Origin of the sequence: Legionella donaldsonii, assembly GCF_900452385.1 — a bacterium.
GTDB lineage: Bacteria > Pseudomonadota > Gammaproteobacteria > Legionellales > Legionellaceae > Tatlockia > Tatlockia donaldsonii.
Map to the genome: position 1 here is coordinate 1,595,525 of NZ_UGOA01000001.1, position 26,999 is coordinate 1,622,523.

The following is a 26,999-nucleotide window of genomic DNA, read 5'->3' on the forward strand; positions in this document are numbered from 1 at the left end:
TTCATGGGTAAAAGACTCGGTTGTTGTTGTCTCGGTGTTTTGTTAGTGATAACCAAAAGTTACAGCTGGAATGCATTGGGTCATCGTTTGGTGGCTCAAATCGCCTATCATCATTTAACCAGGCAAGCCAAGCAAATTTTTAATCATTACAATCATACTTTAGACAAACAATATCGGCCTACAAGTCTGGTTAATGCTGCTGCATGGCTAGACCGTTTACATGATCAAAATCAACTTTGGCTTGCACCAAAGCACTACATCAATATTCCTTTTACCAAGGATGGTACTCGCTTGATACAGCCTGCCAGGGTTAATGCTGTTTCTGCTGTTGAAGAAGCGATGAGGGTTATCAATTCTCCGCAGAAAAGTGAGCTTGCCAAGGGCTTTAGTTTGCGTGTTTTACTTCATGTAGTCGGTGATCTCCACCAACCAATGCACACCGTCAACCAATTTAGTGTTCGTTACCCGCAGGGTGATAAAGGCGGTAATCTCTATCCCCTGGGCGCTAATCCAATTGCTTCTAATTTGCATTCCTACTGGGATAAAGGAGGCGGTATGTTAAGTAAAAAAAGACATTACTCGCAAGCCCAGGTTAACAGATTAGCATACAGGATAGAGCAGCGTTGGCCTTGCAGTATAGCCAATGTAAATCTTCAACCAAAAGTTTGGGCAACAGAGTCTCATCAATTGGCAATCCATAAAGCCTATCAAATAAAGGCAGGACAAAAACCTGAAAAACGCTATCAAAGGATGGTTAAAGCAACAACTGAAGAGCGTCTTGCTATAGCTGGATGTCGTTTGGCTGCAGTACTCAATACACTGGCTGCCAATTACGAGGCTAAAAATAAATAACATTAATATTTACTTAAGTTCTAATCTATAAAATTCAGATACTTACGTTAGTGGTGTAACAAATGGGAAAAGATTCAAAAAAGACTTATCCAGCGTTCGCAAATAGCCCTTTTGGGAAATTTCTTTCCAAACTCCAAGCTAAACTGAGTCAAATTCGAGAGTCCAGACCTGCTACCGCAGACGACCCGGTTGAAAAAATTTATTCCGATCAACAATTGGCTGCTATAGGACAAGGTTTTGATTTTTTGATAAAAACGGCGTTGCCTATTTTTGATGCTGGTAATAGTCCAAGTCTATTTAGCACAGCACTGCCTGGCATGATCTCATCCGGATTAGGCTTACTATCTCTTCTTCCCGTTTTTTATACGCCTGAATATGCCGTCTATGAGGCAATCGAAAAAGATTTAGAGGGTATGCTAACAACCTGGTTAGAGACAAAGAGAATTAAGTTATTTACTCCAGAAAATATAGATAATCTTAGAGCTGCTTTGAAGGTAGAGATCAGAAAACAAAAAGAAATTCGTTTTGCGGCCGCCAACAAAATACCGAATAACAATTTGGATTTAATTTTAGCCAAGCTTGATGGGGTCATTGAGAAATTTAATTTTACTCAGTTTAATCAAGAAAAATATATTGATAAGAAAAAATTAATCACTCAATTAAATTTTGATATAAAAAAAGAATTAATCGGTTGGAATCATCAGTTTAAGGATTTTAATCCGCCCTTCCAATTGAAAATAACCGACCCTGGTCTTTATCAACTCCTTGTTGAATTTTTATTACTCGTTGATACCCTTCCGGAATCACTTGATGATTGTATTCCTTTTCTAAGTCCCACAGCTTTGAATCTTAATTTGAGAAGTGGAATTATTGCAAAATTACTTTCTGCTGCAGGTTTGAATCCTTTCCAGTTGGCAAGCATTTCTAATGAGGAAAGTTCTAGTGCTTATTGCTATGACTTATCTATAGGTGAAGAAACAATATCGTTTAATGGTGATGAGCATTATCGAGAAGCCCTTCCCCAAAGTCGAGTTTTTTTATATGCGCTTTTAAACGATTATTTTGCTGTTTATGGAGAGACTTCTCACGTCAAAAGCGAACGCGCCAAAGCCAAATTAATTCAAGATTTTATAACGGAAGAAACGCATTGGCTGCAAAATAAGAGCAAGCCATATAATGAAAGATATCAAGAGTTGAATAAAAGTCTCCCTGCTGAAATGGGTTATGAGGATAAACTTAATTTACTCAAACAAAAAATGGTGGCTGTGAATGAGCTGTTGAGTGATATCGAGCAATTGATTGAAGGAGTTAATAGCAGAAATTATCAACAACAAACGTTTGCCGATTTGCTTGTCATGCATAACATGGTGGGTGTACTTGAGGCAGATGCAGCGTTGGGGCTTGATGTGTCTTATGCCGTTTCTGCTTTACCAGCAATTCTTGTTGCTGAAGATCAGGGTAGAAGTTTTACGACTATCCCTGTTCAACAAATTTTACAAACCAAATTGTACTCAACTCTGAATGATCTTTCGCGCTTGCGGAAACAAATAACTGATCAACAATTAGACTTTGCCCAACAGGATAAGCTGATCTTGCACGAGTGGCATGAAGCAGTACTTAAGCAACATCAGAAGGAAAATGAGCGTTGGTTAGAGCGCTTAGAACATTTTCGTATAGAGGCGAGCGGCGCTTTACGTCTTGATGAAATAGAGATGCCAGATGACGGTGACAACTTTGAACTACAAATTCAATCACTCTCTCAAGAATTAGAAGATTTGACGCAGTGTCAAGAAAAATTGAAGAAGTATGAGATCCAGCTAGAAATCTTGCAAGAAGCTCTCAATAAACCTGTCCCATGTCCAGAAAGGCTTTGCCAGGATGATAATAGGCTCATTGAAGCAGTAGAGGGCTGTTATACAGCAAGTAAGAAAAAAATGTCTCTTTGTGGGCAGCAACTGCGTGAGAGTGCCAAATTATTTGAAAGCAGGCAAGAAGCTCTAGAGGGGCAGTTACGCAAAATACAAGCGGCTAAAGCCTTTGCTGAGGCAATGCGCTCATCAAATCCTGAAGATATTGAAATACTACTGAGTGACAAGCAGGAGCAGCTTCGAGAATTGTTTGTTACGCAGGAAAAACGTACTCAGGACTTAAGTAAAAAACGATTGCAATTGCAACAAGATGAAGAAAGCCCTTATGGAGTAGACGATGAAGTCTTGGAAGAGGTCGAACCGTTATCAACGTTGGTAAAAAAACGAAATTCGATTATACAAAGTATTCTGGCGGAAATAGCAGCCCACTCAAAGCAAATTTTGGCAGTAGAACCAGGTTTCGCTGCTTATTTTGATGTAAAAAAATTAAATTCTTTGGCGGGAGTCGATGCAGCTCAGCGTTACTTAAATAAAATCTTTGAAGATCAAAGGGGATTGGAGAATGTTGAGGAGAGCCGAGATTACCCCCAAATGCTCGCTGCTTTAAACGCTGCTTATAACTGTATCAATGATTCCTCAAAGGAAAGATTTCCTTTTAAAACGTTAACTTCTTTGCCAGCGCTGCAAGGCATTGTCACGGGTAAAAACAGCGGTTTTGAGGCTTTATTGAGTCTGCTTGATGATTCAAACACAACGAAATTATGGCTTGCCTATAGTAAGTCTGCTCCTCCAAAAGAGCTGTTGTTGCAAGCAAGAGAGCAGCTCTTGAAACTCATTGAGTCAAAAAGATGGAGTTACCAGAGTAAAATGCAGGGGCGTTTAATCTTGGAAAAAGCACAAAAAGATTTTCTGCATGCTCAAGATAGCCTTCTATTCATTAGGGATCTTATGATTCTTCTACCAGTTCTGAACAATGATATTGAAGAATTGGTAAGGAAGCATAGAGAACAGAAACGTAGTGACTTGCTTCTTGCAATTGAACAAGAAGAACTTAGTCTGGCTGAAGAGGAAGAAACGGCGGTTTCATTGACTGAAGATGTCAGTATATTGCAGCAAGTTGTCGATTTATTAAGAGGCTGCCAAGCACTCAATAAATTGGTTGCTGAGGTTGAAGCGTCAGACACTGAATTCGGCTCTGCCGATTTACTTTATCAAAATCAAGAAATTATAAACGGAAGAATTGCAAGAGCAGTTAGTCAACAGGGCAAGTTGAACCTGCTATTAGAGAAGCTAGCGAGGAGCGTAAATAGCTTAAATGATAATACAGCTTATTTAGCTAATATTGAGACGATTACCTCTTTACTGCAGAGTTCAGAACAAAGAATTTTAAAATTTAAGGACGGTATTTTTGGCAGGAAAGTTAATGATCTGCAGGCAAAAATTCAAGCTAATAAAGAAGCTATGGTAGTTTTAGGCAAAAAATTGGCGGCTCAATTTACAGGGCAGGAAGTCCCATTGGCTGTTCAATTAAGTCGGTTAAATACGCTATTAATACAATACAGCAATTATGCTGATGCAAGAGATTTAATCACCAAATGCCAGGGCGCAATTCAAGGCGATTTACAAGCAGTAAATGCTGAAAATCTAAAGATACAATTTAGTTTGGTTAATAATAATGTACAACAGTTGGCGTTGAGTAATGAGCATTCATTAGTAAGTTATTTAAACCAGGTAGAGGAAATTCTAAAGACTTATGAATCAGATCTGCAAACACACTCTACAACTGTAAATGTGGCATTTAGTGAAACAACAGAGTGTTATCAAGCTAATCGGAGCATTTTTGCCGATACAGAAAATTATTTAAGGAAGTTCCCACAAACGACGCTTGTAGGGTTAGTGAGTACCTTAGAGAATTTAAAGCCTGCTAGTGAAGCTGTTCTGCATAAACTCAAAGCTGTCTGCAAAGCGCCTGAGGCCTTGCGAGATTTACTGGCTCAAAAACAATCTATTAATGCTGCTTTGAATGCTCGCATAGAGGCAAGAAAAAGTTTTGCTGTCGATTTTACTGCGGCCTTAGATCGTTATCTTGTTCAAAGGAATGGCAAATATGCTCTTAAGGATTATGTTCTTTGGACTGATGGTGTTGCACGTAAACAATTTGTCGAGCAAGTGACATCCGCTCTAGATGCTTATACCAAGTCGGGTAACAGTGAGCCCCTTTCTACTTATATTAACTCTCAAAGAGGAAAATTCGCTGGCTACAATCTTCAAACTATTCTGAGTCGGTTGTTACATGGACTCAGTGAGCAGGACAAAAGAATTCCTAAAAATTATGATGACAATAAATCGGAGGCTTTGATTATTGAACATCAACGTGCTTTAGCTGCTCTTGCTACTTTTGACGCTGCTGGAAATAATAAAGAACAACTTGTTAAAGCTATTGAGCAACTTTATACTGAAATTGAAGGAATAGAGCAGTATGGCTTAAAGGTGAGCGGTTTAACTGATGAGCAGAGAAAAACTATTCTGGAGTTAGCCCAGTCTTTGAGAACTAAGGTAGACACTTTTATTATTAGCAATCAAGGGCGGGAAGTCACTAGACAAGCAGTTGAGTCTTTTCAAACCGAATTTATGCATTTGGCTCATACTCAGGATGAGTTAATGAGTAAGCATGCTTCCTGGTGGGGACCTGTGTTGTTTAATATGTTTGTTGCAGTAACTACTTTGGGGATTGTTGTAGGTTTGCAATTGGCTGCCTCAAAATGGTCCACTGGTCGTTTTGCCTTTTTCTACGATCGCTCTGTTGGATTGGAACGAGTTGGTGCAGTAGAGAAAGCGGCTGCTGCTATTGCAGCACCAGCTGCCTAAAAAACGGTTGCACCCTGAATTTAAAGCCCGCTGAAGCGGGCTTTCTTTAAGGTTTTTGGAGGGCTTGGATCACTGCCCCTAAAAATCTGGTGGCTTCTCCGCCAGTAACTGCTCGGTGATCAAAACTTAAAGACAAAGGTAGGAGGCGATGGATTTCTGCTTTACCTTTAGTTGCTACAACAGCCTCATATAAACGCCCCACAGCCAGAATTGCAACCATAGGGGGGACTATAATTGGGCTGGCAAAGCGGCCGGCAAATTTGCCAAAATTCGAGAGAGTAATGGTTGCACCTTTTAACTTTTCAGGTGCTACAGCACGATCCTGTACAGCTTGTTTATAATCATTAATCATTTGACGTAATTGCTCGTCTGAACAGCTTGCTGTGTTATGGATTACGGGTACAAATAAGCCTTCACTACTATCCATTGCCAAACCTAAATGGACTTCATTAAAACATTTACGTGCGCTATGAGCGGTATCGAACCATGCATTAAGAGCAGGCTCTTCTTTGCAGGCGTGAGTTATTGCTCTAATCAGTCGGACAGTAATGTCAGTCTCTGGCTGCCAACTATGAATATCCGCTTCATCAAAAATGCTTACAGGCACAACTTCCTGATGCGATTGCATCATGCTATTAAGCATAGCGCGACGTACGCCCCGTAAAGCTTCGAAGCCCTCTGGAAGTTGAGCTTTTTTATTGGCCGCTGCTTGAACATCCTCTCGGGTAATAACACCATGTTCACCACTACCACTTAATGTATTAAGAGCGACTCCCAATTTTTTAGCCAGCAAGCGTACCGCAGGTGTTGCTTTTGCTCGTTGCGACGTGGTGCGTCCCGCTCCAATGGTAAAATTGTCATCTGAAATATCGGTGCTTTCTTCAAGATTACCAACCACTGTTCCTTTATCAACACGTGGTGCATCTGTGGCTGCAAAAGCGACTAAGGGCTCACCTGTTTTAATAACATCACCAGGCTTGCCAAATAATTTCACAATAGTTCCACCTTGCGGGCAGGGCACATCGACGACTGCTTTGGCTGTTTCCATTGATACCAAAGGTTGGTCAAGAGTTACGGTATCACCTTCTTTGACAAACCATTCATGAATTTCAGCATCGGGCAAACCTTCGCCCAAATCAGGCAAATTGAAAATATTCATTATCACTCCATTATACTCATGACACTGTCTTTGATTCGTGCAACACTTGGTAGATAGTGTTTTTCTAGTTGAAAATAGGGCATGACTACATCGTAGCCAGTTACTCGCTGAACCGGCGCCAGTAAGTCGGGCAGCAAGTTTTCCATTAATTGTGCCGAGATTTCTGCTCCAACACCACAGGTTTTTGCTCCTTCATGGACAATGACGCATCGCCCTGTTTTTTCAACGGATGCAAGTATGGTTTCTATATCCAGTGGCTTGATAGTAGCCACATCGATTACTTCACAGGAGATACCTTCTTCATTCAACTGTTTGGCCGCTTGTAAAGTCTCGTGCATGCTGGCTCCCCAGCTGATTAATGTTACATCATCACCTTCTTGTAAGGTAAAGCACTTACCCAGGGGTAAAGCTTGACCATTATCTTCCACGGGTTGCTTAACCAGGCGATAAATTCGTTTGGGCTCGAGAAAAACAACCGGATCAGGGTTCCTGATAGCTGCTAATAGTAAGCCATAAGCTCGTCTAGGTGAGGAGGGAATAACGACCTGCAATCCCGGAATATGAGCAAATAATGCTTCGGTGCTCTCGGAGTGGTGCTCAGGTGCACGAATTCCCCCACCAAAGGGAGCACGAAATACTAATGGACAATGCAGGCGGCCGCGGGTTCGGTTTCGCATACGAGCGGCATGGGAAATAATCTGATTCATTGCCGGATAAATGAAACCCATAAATTGAAATTCGGCAACAGGTTTCAAACCTTGTACAGACATTCCTACAGCAAGTCCTGCTATCATCGATTCAGCAAGTGGGGAATCAAAAACACGATGTTCACCAAAACGATCTTGTAAGCCAACAGTCGCACGGAATACACCGCCGTTTTTACCTACATCCTCGCCAAATACAATGACATTTTCATCATGAGCCAATTCATAAGCTAATGCTTGGGTAACTGCCTCAACTAGGGTTATATCAGGCATGAGCTGCTTCCTCCATTGCTATTGCTCGTTGCTCAACCAGATAATCTGGTAGTTCAGCATAATGGTAATCAAAGGCACTACTAATAGGTTGAGGGGTACGTTCCAAGTATTCGTCTACGGCCTGCTGAACAAGTTCACCGCATTCTTTGAGAAGCTGTTCTTCTTGCGTTTTATCCCATAAGCTCTGTTGTTCTAAAAAGTGCCTAAAGCGTGCAATCGGTTCTTTTAGTTTTGCCTTCTCAACTTCTTCTTGTGGTTGATAACGAGTAGCATCATCAGCTGTTGTATGATCGCAGAGCCTATAAGTTAACGCTTCAATTAAAGTTGGCCCCTGGCCAAGACGTGCTTTTTCTATTGCTTCACCGATAACCTGACGACAAGCAAGTATGTCATTGCCATCTATTTGGGTGCCAGCAAATCCCGCAGCAATGGCTTTTTGAGCAACAGTTTGACTGGCTGTTTGTTTGGAAAGTGGCACTGAAATAGCCCATTGGTTATTATTAACAATAAAAACCACAGGTAATTTCCAGGTTCCTGCTACATTCATTGCTTCGTAGAAATCACCCTCTGAGGTACCCCCTTCACCAAGGCATACCACCGCAACGCGTGCTTGCTTACGGTATTTGAATGCAAAAGCAACACCAGCCGCATGTAAGCATTGTGAGGCAATAGGCACGCAGATGGGCAAATCTTCTGAATCACAAGCGAATTGACTACCCCGCTCATCACCGCCCCAGTAAGCTAGAATCTCTGACATTTTTACGCCGCGTTGAAATTGGGCAGCATAATCACGATAGTAGGGAACGAATACATCTTCTGGTCGCATAGCGTGACCTATCGCTGTTGAAATGGCCTCTTGACCGTTAATGGGGGCATAAGTCCCCATCTTACCAGTACGTTGCAAGGCAATTGCTTTTTTATCAAAGGTTCTTGTACGTACCATGATGCGATAAAGTTCTTGTAACAACGTTTTATCGCTAGCAAAAGAAGGCAGGGTAACGCAAGGTTCACCTTGTTCATTAATAATTTGAGTGAAAGGTATTTCAAATCGAGCAACTGTTGTCACGGCTTGTCTCCTTGTTAACAACGCCGCCATAGAATACTCACAATTTTTTGCAAAAACCAGATTATGTTTACAATTCTGTAATACGCTGGTGAAAAAGCTGATTAATTCCGGTTATGACTGTTAAAAAATAAGTTATAATTGCGCTGCTAGTCATTTAGAGTTTTGCAAATTATAACCTAGAAATCAGGGTGTTATTGTTGAGTATCTTCCCTTTAGAATATACTGATAATCTCATAGGAAATTATCAAAAAATGAGTCAATTGCCCGGCTTTGTACTCTTGGAGAGTAGTGACAGAGTTCGAGGGCGTTATGATATTCTTAGTGCCTATCCTTATGAACAATTCAGAGTCGAGCGTCACCTAACTAATTTATGTAATCCATTTAAGGAATTACAAAAGCGAGTTCCTTTAATTTCCTCCAATATCGATTTACCTTTTCAAGGTGGAGCAATTGGTTATTTTTCTTATGATTTTGCTGCAAGTCTGGCGGGTATTAATTCGACGACACAACCTACATTGACTGATATGCCTCTGGTGGATATGGGATTGTATGATTGGGCTATTATTACTGATCATAGGTTAAAGAAAGTCAGTTTATTTGCAGCAAATAGTTGCACCGACACCGCTTCAATTGTCGAAGAAATAAAAATGCTATGGCAGGGCAGAACGCAACAGTGTAAGTCGTTTAGTTGGAGTGGCTTCTTTGCACCGCTACTTAGCAAAGCAGAGTACCAAGAAGCATTTAAAAGCATTTATCAGGATTTGCAACAAGGTCGATGTTACCAGGTGAATTATACACAGCCTTTTAATGCCTGTTATCAGGGCGATTCTTGGGAAATGTATAAACGGGTAAGATTAACTAATCCCGTACCGTATTGTGCCTTTATGCGTACTAACTCAGGGGATCTTCTTAGTTTTTCACCAGAACGATTTCTAACTGGCGATCAAGGGTATTTATTAACATCCCCTATAAAAGGAACTGAAAGACGAGCTGCCAATTATTGGGATGATGCACTATTGCGGGAGCGGTTGTTAGCAAGTAGTAAAAATCGTGCTGAGAATATTATGATCGTTGATTTGTTACGTAATGATTTAGGCAAAATTGCGCGGCCAGGAACTGTACGGGTAAATGCTTTATGTGAAGTGGAAAGTTATCAGTCGGTGCATCATCTAGTCAGTCATATCGAAGCGCGAAGTCAGGATGGTATTAGTTCCTGGCAAGCAATAGAAGCCTGTTTTCCAGGAGGGTCTATTACAGGAGCACCCAAATTAGAATCCATGCATGTTATTGCGGAACAAGAACCTTATTCTCGTGGTGTATATTGTGGCAGTTTAGGTTATTTTTCTCGACATGGCCGCTTTGATAGTAATATTGCCATACGGACTGTAACCGCTTGTCATGACGTTTTGCATTTAGCGGCAGGTGGCGGCATCGTGATTGATTCCAACTGGGAAGATGAGTATCGTGAATGTTTCACAAAAATTGCCGCAATTGTAAATGGATTAATAAGTGAATAAATTAGAAACTCCGAAAGAGGCTGGCGTGATAGTGATGCACGATTTAACCACTGACTCTTTAGTGTTAACTCAACGAAGCACGGAGATGCCTGAACATCCAGGCGAAATTTGTTTTCCCGGTGGTCGTTGGCAAGAAGGTGATGATAATTTGTATGCAACTGCTTTACGCGAGTTAAGAGAGGAGTTGGATATAGATTCCTCTCGCATACAGTTGCAAAGAAGTATGGCTCTTGAGCGTACTTTAACCGGTTATATTATTCAACCATGGTTGGTTACTATTGAATCAATAGAACCTTATAAAGCTAATTTAGCTGAGGTGTCAGCTGTGTTTAGTCTACCGCTTGCGGAAGTTAGTAATTTGTCGAATTATCAAGAGGTTACTGTGAAGCGTTATGGAGTAAATATTAAAAGCTATCAATATATGGCTAGTACTTATTTTGTCTGGGGTGCAACAGCGCGTATTATGATGCAGTTAAGCAAAAAGCGAGTGATGGAGTAGAAGTTATCATCCCTGCTTTTAAAAAACAGGGAATGAGCAATGGAGAGATAAGGTATTAAGCAATACTGATTTCTTCGTTTTCTTTATTTTCTTTATCCTTTAGGGCTCGGCGTAAAATTTTACCAACATTTGTTTTTGGTAATTCCTTGTAAAATTCAATAATTTTAGGCACTTTGTAAGCCGTAAGATGTTCGCGGCAATGAGCAATGATGGCTTCCTCAGTCAGTGCAGGGTCTCGTTTAACAATACAAGCTTTTACCCGTTCACCTGATTCAGAGTCTATAACCCCCACCACGCCTACTTCAAGAACGCCTGGGTGCATGCCAATAACCTGCTCAACTTCATTAGGGTAGACATTAAAACCTGACACGACGATCATATCTTTTTTACGATCAACTAAATAAATAAATCCTTTTTCATCAATGCGGGCAATATCCCCTGTTTTTAAAAAACCATCCGGAGTAAAGACCAAAGCTGTTTCGTCTGGACGTTGCCAATAACCGCGCATAACCTGCGGCCCCTTAACACACAATTCACCCGCTTTATCAAAATCGACTTCATGATTCATTTCGTCTCTAATGGAAATGTCTGTCGACGGCAGAGGCAGGCCTATACTGCCATTATATTCTTCCAGGTACATAGGGTTGATAGTTACAGCAGGACTGGTCTCGGTTAAGCCATAGGCTTCCAATACACGAGTTTTAGTGGTTTCACGCCATTTAAGCGAGACGCTTTTTTGTAAGGCCATCCCCCCTGAGAGGGCAAGTTTGAGCTTTGAAAAATCAATGTCTTTGAAATTAGGGTGATTTAAAAGAGCATTAAATAAAGTATTAACACCGGTAATTGCTGTAAAACCGCTGTTTTTTATCTCGGCAATAAAATGAGGAATATCACGTGGATTGGTTATCAAGATGTTCTTAGCGCCGGCTTTTAGAAAAGTCAGGCAATTGGCAGTAAGAGAAAAAATATGATAGAGGGGAAGTGCGGTAATAATGATATCTTGGCTATCAACCTTTAAAGGGGATATCCAGGCGGAAGCTTGCAGTACATTGGCTACCATATTGCCATGAGTGAGGATAGCTCCCTTGGCAACGCCGGTAGTACCTCCAGTGTATTGTAGAAAAGCAATGTCTTCATGATTCAATTTTACTTCTTGTAAATGACCCTGTTTCCCTAGTTCTAATGCGTCATTGAAGCGAATTGCATGGGGGATGCTGTAGTTAGGAACCATTTTTTTAATATATTTGACAACTGCATTGACAATGACCCTTTTAAAGAGCGGGAAAATATCGCCAATTTGCGTAATAACGACATGTTTAACAGTAGTCATATGAGCCAAGGCCTTTTCCACCGTTTTAGCAAAATTAGCCAGCACTATAATCACTTCTGCCCCTGAGTCATTCATCTGGTGGGCTACCTCATCCGACGTATAGAGAGGATTAGTATTAACAACAACGAAACCTGCTCTTAAGGCTGCGAACAAAGCAATAGGATACTGCAATAAATTAGGCATCATGAGCGCAATGCGTGCACCTTTTTTTAAACCAAGTTGTTGCAGGTATATCGCAAACTGACGAGTTTTAAGCTCTAGTTCACTGTAACTCAACTCACAACCTAAGTTGACATAGGCTATTTGTTCAGAATACTGGCGGCATGAATCTTCAAATAAAGCAACAATAGATGAGTGCTTACTGCTATCGATTTCATAAGGAACGCCTGCTTGATAGTGTTCTAACCAGACTTTATCCACGTTGATGTCCTTCTGTTATTGATCCCCTCGTGATAGTATAAACAAAAAACAAGGTGATGGATATCGGAGTTATGGCAGATAATTTATTGAAATCACAAGCATTTAAACTTAAAGGCAGATTATATACTTTTACTGTTTTACAATTATTATCCAGTAATAGAGTATTATTTGAACAGCAACTAAATGAAATAGTCGCCAAAGCACCTCGCCTTTTTGATAGAACACCGATTGTTTTGGACTGCAGTGTTCTCGCGGAAAATGATGTTGATCTGCAGGACTTGTGTCAGTGTATGCGCGAGTACAATTTGTTACCGGTCGCTATTCAGGGTGCGAATCCTTTGCTGACAACGATTGCTCAATGCCAGGGATTAGCTGTTTTGCATGCTTCATCTACTCACGATAAACCGTTGATTGAAGAGCCTTCCGGTGAGTCAACGGCAGTGAGTGAATCGTCCAAAACCAAGTTGCAAACAACGCCTGTCCGCTCGGGACAGCAAGTAGTGAGTAAGGGCGGTGATTTGGTAATTACAGCCTCAGTCAGCCATGGTGCGGAGCTGCTTGCAGATGGCAATATTCATGTTTATGGTAGTTTGCGTGGTAGGGCATTGGCTGGTCTCTCCGGGGATACGCAAGCAAGAATTTTCTGCCAATCTTTAGAGGCTGAGTTGGTGTCTATTGCGGGTTTTTATCGTTTAAGTGATGCGATTGAGCCTCATTCCGGGCCTTGCCAGATCTATTTACAAGATGAGCATATTTGTATAGAGCCTCTATGATAGAACGTATGCTGCGCTTTGTTCGATTTAAGAAAAATGGTTTAAATTTGGATCATGTTGGTATCATTTACTCGTCTAAACAGCCTGTGCGAAACATTGAAAAACGACCCATTATGACGGCCATGACAAAGAGGCCTGACGATCGTTTGGCTGCAGTGTTTATTTCGGATTTACATTTACACCCCGAAGCGCCTTTAATTACAGCACGCTTTAATCGCTTTATCGAATGGGCAGCGCAAAATACCAAGGTTGTTTATATTCTAGGTGATTTTTTTCATGCCTGGGCTGGTGACGATAGTATTGATTCCTGGTCCAAATCGATCGCAAAACGTCTATTCTGGTTATCGCAACAACAAGTAACTATCTATTTTATGCACGGCAATCGTGATTTTTTGCTAGGAAAAGCGTTTGCTGATTTGGCGGGAATGATTATTCTTCCTGAGCCTGCCATTATCCAATTAGGTGATACGAGAATGTTATTAGTTCATGGTGATCGATACTGTACTAATGATAAAGGCCATCAATGGTTTAGACGTTTAACGCGAAATCGATGGTTTAGCCACTTTTTTTTACGTTTTCCCTATAAAGTCCGGGCTCAATTAGTTAGCAAGATCAGACAACACAGTCAAACAAATCGAAGTAAACCCTATAGCAAAATGGATGTCGTTGTATCGGATATGATAGAACATATGCAGAAATATAAAGTAGCTACTTTAATTCATGGGCATACACATAAGCCAGGCTTAATAAATCATTGTTATAATGAAATTATGTATAGTCAATATGTACTAAGTGATTGGGATGACAACCCTGTGCTTCTGTGTTATGATGAATCAATAGGTATATTTTTTAATCAATTGGAATTAATAGAGGTATCTCGCTATGCCAACTCCTGAAGAAACGAAACAGGAACAAATCAAGACATTAGCAGCCAAGGAGGACGAGGGTGCTTTACAAGGTATGCTGCAAAATGAGCAACGAGCGAAGCAGCAGCAGATGAAAGAAGAATTAAATAATATGGGTAGGGAAAAACGGCGTGCTAAAGGGAAGGATTACTGGGATAAAGTTAATAAAAATGCTGACACTCTCATGGGCGATGGGATGAAAGGCTATAATGATTGGGTTTCTGGTATGAACGCCATTGTTAACACAATGATGGACTTGGCTATGGCTATGTCGCTGGATCCGATTGGTGATAGTGACTATGCAGCAGTGGGAATGTTGAAATTTGTAGCAGAAGCAGGCAATGATTTAGTTCTAAAACCGCTGGTCTCACTGGTACCTTATAACAAGGAAATAGGGCAGTTCGCTGAGGGTGTAGGCGTGCTCGTTTCCGATAAAGTTGGTAACACCCGTGTTGGTAGTGCACTTGGTTTAGGAACAAGAGTTCCTGATGTTAAATTTAGTGTGAATGTTGATGACGAAGGGCATTTGGTTTCTTGCGCGACCAAAGATGGAGAGCCTTTTGGAGAAGCGGAGCAAATGCGTTTTGATGCGGGATTGGTTGCATGGGCAAAAACACACGGCTATACCAATCAACCCGATCCTAATCATCCTGGCAAGGTCGTATTAAAACAAACAGAGAGCCTGGGAGGACAGCCACCCACTAACGCAATCATGACTACAGCACAATTCAAAGAGCTTAGTGAAGGCAGGGCGCCTGACCAACCGGCTAATACCGGCTTAAAAAGCTTTATGGAAGGACGCTATAATATCAATATGAAATATGAGCCACCTCAAGAGCCAAGCTCTGGAATGACCATATAATAGGGTCTGTTGACCCTGGTTTCAGACAGGTATTCCGCTGTGAAAACGGAATACCTGATCAGTATTATTAATTAGTTCGTTTTCGACGGTAATAAAAAAATCCAGCCGCTTGCTAATATCCCCGCCATAAAGTTTTGCCAGATGCAAATAATCTTGAAAATGGCGTGCTTCAGATTTCACAAGCGAACTATAAAATCTGCTTAACTCGTTATCTTCCAGTCTAGGAATCAAAGCGTTAAAGCGCTCACAAGATCGTGCTTCAATAAGTGCACCAATAATTAATTGATCACGTAAACGCTCCCGGGTATTTTCTTTGGGTACAAAACGATGCATTTGTTGTGCATAATTAGAGGGATGAAGAGGTCCAAATTTAATCGACCGCGCCTTCAGCAAATTGACTACCTTTTCAAAATGTAGTAATTCTTCACGCGCCAAAGGAGACATAACTGCGACTAGCTCTTGCTTTTCCGGGTATTTACTAATGAAATTGATTGCTGTGGCTGCTGCTTTTCGCTCACAATGTGCGTGATCCACCAGTAAGGTTGTTAAGTTTGATACAGCAGCATCCAACCAGGCAGTAGGGGTGGGTGTACGAATAAAATCAATTAAAATTTGCAATTCATTGGTAAGTGAGCTTAGCATGACAAATATACATTATACTATTTGATAAGAGTGCGTTATATCACAGTCTGTTGCAAAATCAAGTTGGATGAATAATGAGCGAAAAACAAGCAGAAAGCGATTTGTCAATGTGGTATTCAACCTATGGTTTAATAACCGCAGAACGAATTTTAGAAAAATGTAAAATTAAACTCCCGCAAGAAGATCTGTTTGCTGCGGTCAAAAACCCCAATAATTTTTATCATCGTTTGCTACGTGTTCCCATGAAAAACGTATTTAACGGGATTATCTTGCAGCAAGCCCATGATTATCAGGTTTATGCACAAAAATTGTTTGTTGATTATTTGCTGTCCGGTGAAACGGCCAAAGATGAGGAATCGCCTGGTGGTTTGACCAGAGAGGATTTGGAGGCGATGCGTAAAAAACTTGTGGAAATGGGGGATGAATTTCATCAATTAGAGTTTGCCCAGGATAAATTGATTGCTGAAAGCCAGCATAGTCTTATCAAACATGCTTCTGAATGGAAAAAAATCCTTCAAGGTATTGCAAAAAAAATTAAACCTGCTTTGCCGTTAGTTGGCGGAGATAAAAGTGATGAGAAAATTATTCAGGCAATTAATCACTTGATTATTAAAGAAAATACTGCGCCGGGGGAAACCATCAGCTTTAAGAGTAGTACCTGGGGTGATTTGGAAAAAATTTTGGGTCAAAGCATAGGAAATGAACTTAAACAATTAATCGTAGAGGAGCTTGTCAAGTTAACTGAATTTGCTGAGTCAATAGAGGCATCTTTGGTGAATTTTATAGAACGTGTTTCGGATGCTGGGCGAAGTTTGCGTCAATATCGCACTGATTTTTATAATTTGATACTACGAGTCAATGAATTGATTCAATTACTGCCAGAATATCGTATAAATCCGGAGCAAACAGAAGAGAACCGTGAATCACTCTATTTTGATGCCGATATTGGCGAACGATGAATTTATATTGGCTACTACACTATCAGATCGTGTATAATACCGCGCTTTAATCTTAGAAAATTGGAGTGCGTTATGGCAAAAGAGTTAACCCTATCTATCATCAAACCTGATGCAGTGGCTAAATCAGTCATTGGCCAAATTTATTCTCGCTTTGAGAAAGCTGGCTTAAACATTGTGGCTGCGAAAATGATGCATCTTTCTCGAACACAGGCAGAAGGATTTTATGCTGTTCATAAAGCGCGTCCATTTTTTAACGATTTAGTGTCTTTTATGATTTCAGGTCCTGTGATGATTCAGGTTTTAGAAGGCGAAAATGCGATCATCAAAAATCGTGATTTAATGGGCGCGACTGATCCTAAGAAGGCGGATGCAGGTACTATTCGTGCTGATTTTGCTGACAGCATTGATGCAAATGCAGTTCACGGTTCTGATAGTCCTGAAACGGCCGCTCAAGAAATTGCTTATTTCTTCGAACCACATGAAATTTGCAAAAGATAATTGTTGTTTGAGGTAATGTGATGAGTCAAAAAATCAATTTGTTGGATTTTAATTATCAGCAACTGCGCAATTTTTTTAATGAGATTGGTGATAAGCCATATCGTGCGCAGCAAGTAATGCAATGGATCCATCAGGCTGGTTTTCATGATTTTTCGCAAATGACTAATTTGGGTAAGTCGCTCCGAGAGCGGCTTAGCCTGCTGGCTGAAATTCGTTTACCAGAAATTGTAACTTGTCAGAAATCTGCTGATGGCACTCATAAGTGGTTACTGAAGTTGGATTGTGGAAATTGTATAGAAACTGTTTTTATTCCTGAAGCAACGCGGGGGACTCTCTGTGTATCATCGCAAGTTGGTTGCGCATTAAATTGCAGCTTTTGTTCCACTGCTAAACAAGGGTTTAATCGAAATTTGAGTACAGGGGAAATTATCGGCCAGGTCTGGTTAGCTGTGCGTGAATTATCACAACAGAATGGAGCACATGATAAGCGAGTTACCAATGTAGTCATGATGGGGATGGGCGAGCCTCTGCTCAACTTTGATAACGTTGTAGCGGCAATGGATATCATGATGGATGATTTTGCCTACGGTTTATCCAAGCGACGGGTTACTCTGAGCACTTCCGGTGTTTTGCCAGAGTTAGAGCGTTTGCGTGAAGCCAGCCCAGTCGCACTGGCTGTTTCCTTACACGCACCTAACGATGAATTACGTAACGAATTAGTGCCTATCAATAAAAAATATCCCTTGGCTGAATTAATGGCTTTATGCAAACGCTATTTTAAAAATGAACCTAAAAGAAAGGTAACGTTTGAATATGTGATGCTTAAAGGGGTTAATGACCAGCCTGAGCATGCTGCCCAATTGATTAAATTATTGCGCGATGTTCCTGCGAAAGTGAATCTAATACCTTTTAATCCTTTCCCTATGACGCAATATCAACGTTCTTCACAAGCGACTATTGATGCCTTTCGGGAAAAGCTAATAGCCAAAGGAATTAACACGATTACACGTAAAACAAGAGGTGACGATATTGATGCAGCCTGTGGTCAATTGGCTGGAGAGGTAAAGGATAGAACAAGTCGCTCTCGGCGCTGGCAAAAATTACACTTTGTGCCTAAGACAGCCACTAACGAGATTGACGAAAAGAGTGCATAAAGCTTTTTAAATTTATCTGTTCACGGTTATAATGGCCAATCCTTTAATACCAAGTGACCATTGTGTTGAACTTATTACGCTTTTTACCTTGGTTAATTTTCCTGTTGTTACAAGCTTGTCAACAGAATAATGACATAAAGGCAGAACATCTACAGAAACGTAATGAGGCAGCATCCTATAATACTCAGCTTGGTTTGGCTTATTTAAAACAGGGTGATAGGCCACGTGCAAAGCGGAAGTTGCTTACCGCACTGGACTTGGCGCCTGATTCCGCTGATGTGAATGTAGCGATGGCTTATTATCTTGAAAAAACAGGGGAAGTAAGGAAAGCGCAGGTGTTCTACCAGAAGGCTTTAGTTCTGGCGCCAGATAGTGGTGCCCAACTGAATAATTATGGAACTTTTTTATGTCGTCTTGGGCATTATAAAGAAGCAGAACGTTATTTTCTAAGAGCAGCGAATGATATTCACTACATTCATACAGCTGGAGCCTATGAAAATGCTGGATTGTGTGCGGCGGCAGTGCCTGATTATCCTAAGGCGAAACATTATTATTTAAAGGCATTGCAACAGGATCCGCGTCGAAAACAAGCGCTTTACGAGTTAGCCGCTATCGAGCTTAAAGAGAAACATGCAAGTAAGGCATTGGAATATATGCAAAAATATCCTGCGCTTTCATTGACTGACCCTAACATACTTGCAATGGGTGTGGAAGCAGCGCGTCAAGCAGGAAAAAGGAATATTGAAGGGGAGTATAAACAGCGTTTGGCTAGATTGACTAATTATACGGACTATTATACCGGAGCAAAAAATGAATACGATAGTAGCAATGGATGAAATTCATAACGGTAATCGAGAAAATCCTGGCTTGCAGTTAGCTCGTGTACGTGAAAAAAAGGGCTATAGCCAGGAGTATGTTGCAGCTAAATTGCATTTGCGAGTTCGACTTATTGAATTGTTGGAAGCCGATGATTACCAGCAAATGCCAGAACCTGTTTTTATTAAGGGTTATATCCATGCTTATGCCAAGTTACTTGGGATACCATCGCAGCCGCTCTTGGAAACCTTTAATAGTCTCTATTCAACGGAAGCAAAGCCTGAGAAAGCATTGTGGCAAAGTAAGCGGGAATCGAATAAAGGAGAACGTCTGGTGCGTTGGTTAACCAGTTTGGTTGCTATTGCTGTGATTGTCGCTGTGAGTATTTGGTGGCAAAAAAATAAAGATAGTCAGCAATTGTTTACTGCAAAAAATACTCATACTGACGCCTTACCGAATAAGGCCGAAACGGATATTCGTTTAACAGATCTATCAAAAATGCGCTCTATGCTTTCAACTAGCCCCAGCCCATCTGGCCCGGCTACACCTTTGGAGACACATGGTGGGTGAGAGAATTCAAGCTGTAAGGGGTATGAATGATGTTTTACCTCATCAAACGATGTTGTGGCGCTTGCTTGAAAAAATTTTCATCCGGTGTTTGTTGCAATACGGTTATCAAGAAATTCGTTTTCCTTTGGTGGAAAGTACGCAATTATTCAAACGCACTATCGGTGAAGTAACTGATATTGTTGAAAAGGAGATGTATACGTTCACCGACTTGAATGGTGATAGTTTGACTCTAAGGCCAGAAGGTACTGCGGGTTGTCTTCGTGCTTGTCTGGAGCATGGCTTGTTACATAATCAGCAGCAAAAACTTTGGTATATGGGACCAATGTTTCGGCATGAAAAACCGCAGAAAGGGCGTTACAGGCAATTTAATCAGTTTGGTGTTGAAGCCTTGGGTATAGAGGGTGAAGCTATCGAATTGGAACTCATTGCAATCTGCCAGCGTTTATGGACTGCTTTGGGAATTAGTAGCCTAGTTCATTTACAAATTAACACCCTCGGAGAGTTAAGTGAGCGGCACCAGTATAGAGAGGAATTGGTTGATTATTTTACCGCCCATTTTGATCAGCTCGATGAGGATAGTAAACGGCGTTTGGATAGAAATCCATTACGTATTCTTGATAGTAAAAATCCTGACATGCAGGCTTTGCTGGGTAAAGCACCTAAACTAATGGATAGTCTTGGTCCGGAGAGCCAAAGGCGATTTGCTAATTTATGCGAAGGCCTTACTAAAATGGGCATAGCCTATTCTGTTAATCCTTTATTGGTTCGTGGCTTGGATTATTATGGTCATATGGTTTTCGAATGGGTTACTGATCAACTGGGGAGTCAGGCTACAGTTTGTGCAGGAGGACGTTACGATGTCCTGGTTGAGCAGCTGGGAGGCAATGCGACACCGGCAGTTGGTTTTGCCATGGGTGCTGAACGTTTACTGTTATTATTACAAAACTCTCCAACAATAGCGATCCAGGAACCCAAAGCGTTATTTATTATTGCAGCAGGTGCGGACGCGATGAGTCAGGCTTTATTGCTTGCTGAAGAGTTGCGAAATACAAACCCAAACTGGCAAGTGATTACTAATACGGCAGGAGGCGGTTTTAAAAGTCAATTTAAAAAAGCGGACAAGAGTGGGGCTGAGTTTGCGTTAATCCTCGGGGAAGATGAGGTTAGGCAAGGAGTAATTGGGGTTAAAAATTTGCGTAGTCATGAAGAACAGGCAACCATTCCACAACGGGAATTGAGCAAGTACTTACAAGACTGTCTGGGAAGGTAGTGGGAGATAATTATGTCGGTTTATATGACAGAAGAAGAGCAGTTAGAAGCAATTAAAAAATGGTGGAACAGGTATAGTAATGTGATTACTGTGATCTTGTCGTTAGTATTATTAACTGTTGCAGGTTTTAAATATTGGAACTGGCATGAGTCTAAAATGAGTATGCAAGCATCCAATGCTTACGAGCATCTTATGGTCGCTTTTTCTAACCAGGACAATAAAGGTGTCCGCTCCTATGCTAACCAACTCATGAATGAATACAGTGATACAGTCTATGCAGATGCGGCTCGTTTGGCCTTAGCCAAACTCTTTGTTACGCGTGAAAAATATGAAAAGGCTAGAGAAAATTTAGACTATGTAGCTAAAAATTCCAAAATGACAGCCCTGAAGCAGGTGGCGAAAATTCGTATTGCGCGTTTGTTTGCTGCAGAAAAAGCGTATGATAAAGCGCTTGCCGAACTAACTACTATTGATGATATGGCTTATATGCCTGTTGTTAATGAGTTAAAAGGTGATATTTATGCGGCTACAGGAAGATATCAACAAGCGATCGTTTCTTATAAAGAAGCGATTACGGAAGTGCGAACAAATGGTATGGGTAACCTTTTCCTGGAAATGAAAACAAATGAATTAGCTGCTCTTACTCAATCCATGAAAACCAAAAACAATGCTTTACAAGCTGCTTGATATAAAGAGGTCATATGTTGCTTATTAACAAAAAATTGGTGGTTTTAGGCGTCTGCGCATTATTACAAGCCTGCACCCAGGTTGATGATTATATGTTGGGTAAGGACAACACACCCACACCAACGCCTTTAGAACCTCTTAAAACCAAAGTAAGTTTAATTGAAAAATGGTCCGTTCCTGCTGGTGGGACCCAAAAAAATAACTCTAATTTAAAACTAAAACCAGAGATTAGAGGGAATATTATCTACACTGCTGACACAAGCGGTATAGTACAAGCTGTTGATAAAAACTCCGGTAAAGTGCTTTGGTCAAAAAAACTGGATAGCGGAATAGTAAGTGGTCCAACCGTTTCTGAGGGAGCTATTGCGGTAGGAACTGACACATCAAATATTATTTTGTTGAAACAGGTTGATGGAAGTGAGTTATGGCGAAATAAAGTGTCTGGAGAAGTTTTGTCCAAACCAGTTATTGCCAATAATAAAGTCATTGCCAAAACTATCGACGGTAATCTGTATGCTTTCGATATTGTAAAAGGCGAAAAACTGTGGATCTCTGATCATGGAGCGCCCAGTTTAATTTTGAAAGCGAGTTCTTCACCGGTTATTTTTGACAATAAGTTGGCTTTGGTAGGGTATTCTGACGGTAGAATGGATGCTGTTGATCTCCAAACTGGTCGTCTGGTGTGGCAACGAAGTATCGCTTATGCAAGCGGTGCAAGTGATGTTGAGCGCTTGGTAGATATTGACGCAGACCCAATTGTGCGTGGACAAGTTGTTTATCTCGCCAGTTACCAAGGTTATGTTGGTGCACTCTCTCTCACCGATGGACAGTTTATATGGCGTAAACCAGCATCTGTTTATCGAAATATCACGATGGATAGTAAAACAGTGTTTTTAACTGATAGTGATGATGTTATTTGGGCTATTAACCGCCAAAATGGTCAAGTTAACTGGAAGCAGGTAGCACTGAAGGCTCATGGGCTTACTGAACCAGTGCTAATGGGGAATCGTTTAGTGGTTGGGGACAAGACCGGCTATCTACACATTCTCGCAACCGATAGTGGTAATTTGATCTCACGCGCGCAACTTGGCAGTGCGATTAATACGGCTCCTTCTGTTATTGGTAACAATATTTATGTAATGGCCGCTAATGGTAAATTAAGCCGTTTTTCTGTGAGTTAAATGAATGATTCCTGTTATTGCTCTTGTTGGTCGTCCTAATGTAGGAAAATCGACACTGTTTAATCGATTAACCCGGACTCAGGATGCTCTCGTTGCAGATTATCCTGGTTTGACACGCGATAGGCAGTATGGTCAGGCTGAGTTTGAAAATAAGCCCTTTATTGTGATTGATACCGGTGGAGTTGGTGTTGATGATTTGGCTGTTGATGCCTTGATGTCAAAGCAATCGGAAACAGCTTTGGAGGAAGCAAATACTGTTTTGTTTTTAGTTGATGGCAGAGCTGGGTTAACAGGAATTGATGAAAATATCGCCCAACGTTTACGTAAGATTAGCAAACCTGTTTACCTGATTGTAAATAAAACTGATGGCTTAGATGAAGAAATAGCCTGTTCTGAGTTTCAGTCTTTAGGGTTCAGTGAAGTACATCCCGTTTCTGCAACCCATGGTCGCGGTATGCACTCTTTATTGCAGACTTTAACCAAAGATTTTGAGCCCGTTGGAGAAGAAAGTTCAGATGTTAAGGCAATTAAAATTGCTTTTGCTGGTAGACCCAACGTTGGTAAATCTACGTTGATTAATCGTATCCTGGGTGAAGAGCGAGTTGTTGTCTATGATATGCCTGGCACTACCCGTGACAGTATTGCTATTCCATTTAAGCGCGATGAAAAAGAATATGTTTTAATTGATACAGCTGGCGTACGTAGGCGTTCACGAGTTGATGAGAAAATTGAAAAATTTTCGGTAATCAAGACACTGCAGGCAATAAAAGAGTCTCACGTTTGTATGATGCTTTTAGATGCCCGAGAAGGATTAACCGAGCAGGATATGCATTTGTTGGGTTTTATCATTGAGTCAGGTAAGGCCCTGGTTGTAGCGGTTAATAAATGGGATGGCTTGGATGAGGAACACAAAGAACAGGTTCGTTCGGAACTGGATCGTCGCCTGCATTTTGTTCATTTTGCCAAAATTCGCTTTATTTCCGCTTTGCACGGTAGTGGTGTTGGCCTATTATTCAAGGATATTGAAGAAGCTTATGCATCAGCAATACAGGCTTTTTCAACACCAAAATTGACTCGTTTACTGCAAGATTTGGTGAGTCAACATACGCCGCCGATGGTGCATGGTCGAAGAATTAAATTACGATATGCTCATACTGGTGGTCATAACCCGCCACTTATAGTTATCCATGGGAATCAGTTGGATTCTTTGCCAGATAGTTACAAGCGTTATCTTACGAATGCCTTTGTGGCTCATTTAGGGTTAGTCGGTACGCCTTTAAAACTTGAATTTAAAGGTGGAGGCAATCCATTTAAAGATAAAAAGAACAAGTTGACCGAACGCCAAGTCAAGAAGAAAAAAAGGCTTATGAAACGTGTTAAAAAGAGGTAGTTTCATTAAGAGTAAACCTATTATTTGAGTGTGAAATGCGACTAGAGTTAACAAAAAGAAGTCTCATTCCTCTTCAGTAATTAATGCCAGGCGCTTATCAAGCACCAGAAATCCTTGTTGCTAGTATGCGAAGAACACACTGTAGTTATGAGAGCAAAAAGAGAATAATATTTCTTTAAAATGCTATTTATAACGAAGAAAGGCAATTCAGCAAAACCTTTTTGAGAAAATATCCTTCCTATAAAGAAATGCAGGCATATCTTTATCTTTTAAAGTTATCACTCATTGGTAATGATATTTTATTGGAGGTTAATGAAACTGAAGATAAAGAAAACTTAAGCCTTGTCGTGTTTTATCTCTAAGGATCGTTAAAAAATAAAGAGTGTGTTATACACTCATGCCGGGCTCTTTCCTAAGGAGAACAATCCCAATAATTATATCTTGTTTCGTATCGTTAAAACATCGCAAGGAGCATGATGCACCACAGCATGTGCTGTACTTCCCAGAAAAGCTGGCAGTGCGTTTGGGCTGTGGCTGCCAATAATTATGAGTCCACATCCTAAGGCTTTTACTTTATCCAATACATTCATTTTGATTGAGCCTATTTCAACATGTTGTTGCTCAGGAGGGATGCCAAGTGCTTCGCCCAAAACATTCATAACCGCTTGCGCGTCATCTTTAACCGGGCTATCAAATTCAGCAAACCCAAGTCCCTGTGCCAGCTGTAGACTAGGCGGGGGTTCAATGACATGCAGTAAGTGAAGGGTAGCTCCAAATAGATGAGCAATTTTTACGGCCTGTTTACACATATCAAAATGGTTTTCACTCAAATCGGTTGCATGCAGTATAGATGTATACACGATTCCCTCGCTTAATAACTGCTTGATATCGTAAGTGTAGTTTATGAACAGGAAAAACAACAATGAATTTTATTGCTTGATTGTTGAGCAAAACTTACTTTCTTTAATAAGCTTAGAAAGGTTGTTGTTAGCCATGATTGCAGGCTTGGGGGATAGCTCAAGCAAAGGGACAAAAACAAAATCGCGCAAATGTAATCCTGGATGCGGAACCTTTATTTTCGTGGAGTTAATTTTTCTTGTGCCAAATAGCAAGATATCGATATCAAGTGTACGTGAGCCCCAACGTATTTTTCGTATACGACCTTGCTGACGCTCTATTTTTTGGCAAAACATTAATAATTGTTCAGGCGTTAAGCTCGTTTGCAGGGCCACTACGGTATTGTAATAATCTGGTTGTGCTTTTCTTCCCCAAGCACTACTACGATAAAAGCCTGCTACTTTGTTAACTTGTGTAGATGGCAAACCTCTTAAAGCAGTTAGAGCTTGTCGTAATTGACGTTGGGGCGATCGCAGATTGCTTCCCAATCCTAGATAACAGGAAATCATTCGGGTCTTGCTGCTTTGGGTTTGCGACGTTTTCGCGGTTTGCGTGGAGCGGCAGGAGCAAGTGTTGCAATCATCTCAGTTTGCTCACTTTCAGATGCATCCTGAAAGGTAGTCCACCATTGCGCCAGCTCGAGTTCTTCGTCACCTGCAAGAGCTCGCAAAGCGAGAAAGTCATACGCAGCGCGAAATCTTGGATGCTGCAATAAATTAAAGGCACGTCCACCTAAACGTTTTGGAAAGCGGTATTGCAAAAGCCACATTTCTCGCATGATTTGGCTAAAACGTTTGGGAATTGTTATAACTTGATTTTGTTCAATAATAACTTGTGACATTGCTTTTTCTAAAGCAGGCAGTGGATCTAGCCCCTCTTCTTCCTGCAACAGCGCAGTTCGTGCTTGCAAAGGAAACCATAGCAATACGGCAAATAAAAAAGCGGGTGTAACAGGCTTGTTATCCCTAATGCGGGTATCCGTATTTTCTAATGCTATTCCTATTAAGGCATTCACTGGATAGTGACTATCCATTAATTTTGCTGTTTGGGCGAAAAGATGAGGAAATAAACCATGCTGAATTAATAAACGATGCACGTTTTCGGCTTCGCCACATTGGTATAGTTTAGTCATTTCATCAAATAGGCGCGAACCAGAAACATGGGTAATCAAATAACTTAAGTGTGGCAGAGGTTCAGCTGTTTCTGGAGCAAGGCTAAAATGTAATTTAGCGCTAAAACGTACTGCACGCAGCATACGTACGGGATCTTCCTGATAACGTGTTGTTGGGTCACCAATCATACGAATGATATGCTGATTAACATCATTGACGCCACCAGTGAAATCAACAATCGAAGAGTCGTCAATATTGTAATAGAGTGAGTTAATGGTGAAATCACGGCGCCAGGCATCTTCATCGAGAGTACCATACACGTTATCACGAACGAGCATGCCTCGCTCATTGGTTAATTGATTCGCTTCAATAACTTCATCTGCACCTTCACTGCCTCGGAAAGTGGCTACTTCAATAATGTCGCGGTGAAAAATAATATGCACTAGCTTAAAGCGTCGTCCTATAATACGGGCATTGCGAAATAATTTTTTTATCTGGTTCGGAGTTGCGTTGGTTGCAACATCAAAATCCTTAGGTACTTTGCGCAACAAAAGATCACGCACGCTACCGCCAACTAAAAAGGCTTGGAAACCAGCACTATTAAGGCGATTCAAGACTTTAAGTGCATTTGCACTGATATCTGTTTTTGATATATGGTGTTGGCTGCGTGGAATAATATAACTGGCATCAACAGGTGATTGGTTCGTCCTGGATCTACGTAGCAGCT

At 40.9% G+C, this 26,999-nt stretch carries 24 protein-coding genes; 16 read left to right on the forward strand and 8 right to left on the reverse strand.

The window, feature by feature from the left end; all coding sequences use genetic code 11:
• Window positions 1-3 precede the first annotated feature (3 nt).
• Window positions 4-852, forward strand: a complete 849-nt coding sequence (locus DYC89_RS07375; protein ID WP_115221199.1) for a S1/P1 nuclease — start codon at window positions 4-6, stop codon at window positions 850-852.
• A 62-nt stretch (window positions 853-914) separates the two neighbouring features.
• Entirely contained in the window at window positions 915-5,588 is a 4,674-nt protein-coding gene (locus tag DYC89_RS07380) for a hypothetical protein (protein ID WP_115221200.1), read from the forward strand.
• Window positions 5,589-5,634: 46 nt separating this feature from the next.
• On the opposite strand, the gene DYC89_RS07385 is transcribed toward DYC89_RS07380, so the two are convergent.
• Genes DYC89_RS07385 through pdhA form a run of 3 tightly spaced genes read right to left on the reverse strand, consistent with a single transcriptional unit; the run spans window position 5,635 to window position 8,790 of the window.
• Window positions 5,635-6,747, reverse strand: a complete 1,113-nt coding sequence (locus tag DYC89_RS07385) for a dihydrolipoamide acetyltransferase family protein (RefSeq protein ID WP_115221201.1) — start codon at window positions 6,745-6,747, stop codon at window positions 5,635-5,637.
• 2 nt (window positions 6,748-6,749) lie between these two features.
• A complete protein-coding gene (locus tag DYC89_RS07390) occupies window positions 6,750-7,724 on the reverse strand; it encodes an alpha-ketoacid dehydrogenase subunit beta (protein WP_115221202.1) in 975 nt (324 codons plus the stop codon).
• Entirely contained in the window at window positions 7,717-8,790 is a 1,074-nt protein-coding gene (gene pdhA, locus DYC89_RS07395; protein ID WP_181879346.1) for a pyruvate dehydrogenase (acetyl-transferring) E1 component subunit alpha, read from the reverse strand. Before pdhA ends, DYC89_RS07390 begins: the two co-directional genes overlap by 8 nt.
• A 197-nt stretch (window positions 8,791-8,987) precedes the next feature.
• Here pdhA and pabB point away from each other — a divergent pair, with 197 nt between their 5' ends.
• Complete coding sequence (pabB, locus tag DYC89_RS07400; RefSeq protein ID WP_115222689.1) at window positions 8,988-10,307, forward strand: aminodeoxychorismate synthase component I; 1,320 nt, start codon at window positions 8,988-8,990, stop codon at window positions 10,305-10,307.
• Window positions 10,300-10,806 carry an NUDIX hydrolase gene (locus DYC89_RS07405; RefSeq protein ID WP_115221203.1) on the forward strand — a complete coding sequence of 169 codons (507 nt, stop codon included), beginning with the start codon at window positions 10,300-10,302 and terminating at the stop codon, window positions 10,804-10,806. The genes pabB and DYC89_RS07405 overlap by 8 nt, the downstream gene beginning before the upstream one ends.
• A gap of 55 nt (window positions 10,807-10,861) precedes the next feature.
• Here the strand turns inward: DYC89_RS07405 and DYC89_RS07410 are convergent, their stop codons facing one another.
• Window positions 10,862-12,556 carry an AMP-binding protein gene (locus DYC89_RS07410; RefSeq protein ID WP_115221204.1) on the reverse strand — a complete coding sequence of 565 codons (1,695 nt, stop codon included), beginning with the start codon at window positions 12,554-12,556 and terminating at the stop codon, window positions 10,862-10,864.
• A 71-nt stretch (window positions 12,557-12,627) separates the two neighbouring features.
• On the opposite strand from DYC89_RS07410, the gene minC reads away from it, so the two are divergent.
• The 3 genes from minC (at window position 12,628) to DYC89_RS07425 (ending at window position 15,096) form a co-directional block, all read left to right on the forward strand.
• Window positions 12,628-13,329 carry a septum site-determining protein MinC gene (gene minC / locus DYC89_RS07415; protein WP_115221205.1) on the forward strand — a complete coding sequence of 234 codons (702 nt, stop codon included), beginning with the start codon at window positions 12,628-12,630 and terminating at the stop codon, window positions 13,327-13,329.
• Window positions 13,330-13,451: 122 nt separating this feature from the next.
• Entirely contained in the window at window positions 13,452-14,225 is a 774-nt protein-coding gene (locus tag DYC89_RS07420) for a UDP-2,3-diacylglucosamine diphosphatase (protein WP_115222690.1), read from the forward strand.
• Window positions 14,212-15,096: a hypothetical protein gene (locus DYC89_RS07425; RefSeq protein WP_115221206.1), complete on the forward strand. Its 885-nt coding sequence runs from the start codon at window positions 14,212-14,214 to the stop codon at window positions 15,094-15,096. The genes DYC89_RS07420 and DYC89_RS07425 overlap by 14 nt, the downstream gene beginning before the upstream one ends.
• 21 nt (window positions 15,097-15,117) lie before the next feature.
• On the opposite strand, the gene DYC89_RS07430 is transcribed toward DYC89_RS07425, so the two are convergent.
• Window positions 15,118-15,738, reverse strand: a complete 621-nt coding sequence (locus tag DYC89_RS07430; protein WP_115221207.1) for a tRNA-(ms[2]io[6]A)-hydroxylase — start codon at window positions 15,736-15,738, stop codon at window positions 15,118-15,120.
• A gap of 74 nt (window positions 15,739-15,812) precedes the next feature.
• Between DYC89_RS07430 and DYC89_RS07435 the strand changes: the two genes are divergently transcribed.
• The 9 genes from DYC89_RS07435 to der all read left to right on the forward strand — a co-directional run bounded on the left by DYC89_RS07435 (window position 15,813) and on the right by der (window position 24,263).
• Entirely contained in the window at window positions 15,813-16,697 is an 885-nt protein-coding gene (locus DYC89_RS07435) for a hypothetical protein (protein WP_115221208.1), read from the forward strand.
• 72 nt (window positions 16,698-16,769) lie between these two features.
• Window positions 16,770-17,195: a nucleoside-diphosphate kinase gene (gene ndk / locus DYC89_RS07440; protein ID WP_115221209.1), complete on the forward strand. Its 426-nt coding sequence runs from the start codon at window positions 16,770-16,772 to the stop codon at window positions 17,193-17,195.
• 20 nt (window positions 17,196-17,215) lie between these two features.
• The gene (rlmN, locus tag DYC89_RS07445) at window positions 17,216-18,349 is read left to right on the forward strand and encodes a 23S rRNA (adenine(2503)-C(2))-methyltransferase RlmN (RefSeq protein WP_115221210.1); all 1,134 of its coding nucleotides are present in this window, start codon (window positions 17,216-17,218) and stop codon (window positions 18,347-18,349) included.
• A 62-nt stretch (window positions 18,350-18,411) separates the two neighbouring features.
• Window positions 18,412-19,185 carry a type IV pilus biogenesis/stability protein PilW gene (gene pilW / locus DYC89_RS07450; RefSeq protein ID WP_115221211.1) on the forward strand — a complete coding sequence of 258 codons (774 nt, stop codon included), beginning with the start codon at window positions 18,412-18,414 and terminating at the stop codon, window positions 19,183-19,185.
• Window positions 19,160-19,735 (forward strand): helix-turn-helix domain-containing protein, encoded by a 576-nt coding sequence (locus tag DYC89_RS07455; protein ID WP_115221212.1) that lies wholly within the window; start codon window positions 19,160-19,162, stop codon window positions 19,733-19,735. Before pilW ends, DYC89_RS07455 begins: the two co-directional genes overlap by 26 nt.
• Entirely contained in the window at window positions 19,725-21,005 is a 1,281-nt protein-coding gene (gene hisS / locus DYC89_RS07460) for a histidine--tRNA ligase (RefSeq protein WP_115221213.1), read from the forward strand. Before DYC89_RS07455 ends, hisS begins: the two co-directional genes overlap by 11 nt.
• Before the next feature lie 12 nt (window positions 21,006-21,017).
• Window positions 21,018-21,692 (forward strand): YfgM family protein, encoded by a 675-nt coding sequence (locus DYC89_RS07465; RefSeq protein ID WP_181879348.1) that lies wholly within the window; start codon window positions 21,018-21,020, stop codon window positions 21,690-21,692.
• Between the two features lie 14 nt (window positions 21,693-21,706).
• Window positions 21,707-22,873, forward strand: a complete 1,167-nt coding sequence (gene bamB, locus DYC89_RS07470) for an outer membrane protein assembly factor BamB (protein ID WP_115221214.1) — start codon at window positions 21,707-21,709, stop codon at window positions 22,871-22,873.
• A gap of 4 nt (window positions 22,874-22,877) precedes the next feature.
• Window positions 22,878-24,263, forward strand: coding sequence for a ribosome biogenesis GTPase Der (gene der / locus DYC89_RS07475; RefSeq protein WP_115221215.1), 1,386 nt, complete (start codon window positions 22,878-22,880; stop codon window positions 24,261-24,263).
• Between the two features lie 434 nt (window positions 24,264-24,697).
• Here the strand turns inward: der and DYC89_RS07480 are convergent, their stop codons facing one another.
• From DYC89_RS07480 to pcnB, 3 genes are all read right to left on the reverse strand, one after another.
• A complete protein-coding gene (locus DYC89_RS07480) occupies window positions 24,698-25,123 on the reverse strand; it encodes a universal stress protein (protein ID WP_058447892.1) in 426 nt (141 codons plus the stop codon).
• 69 nt (window positions 25,124-25,192) lie between these two features.
• Entirely contained in the window at window positions 25,193-25,669 is a 477-nt protein-coding gene (gene folK, locus DYC89_RS07485) for a 2-amino-4-hydroxy-6-hydroxymethyldihydropteridine diphosphokinase (protein ID WP_115221216.1), read from the reverse strand.
• Entirely contained in the window at window positions 25,666-26,997 is a 1,332-nt protein-coding gene (pcnB, locus tag DYC89_RS07490) for a polynucleotide adenylyltransferase PcnB (RefSeq protein WP_115221217.1), read from the reverse strand. The genes folK and pcnB overlap by 4 nt, the downstream gene beginning before the upstream one ends.
• Window positions 26,998-26,999 lie beyond the last annotated feature (2 nt).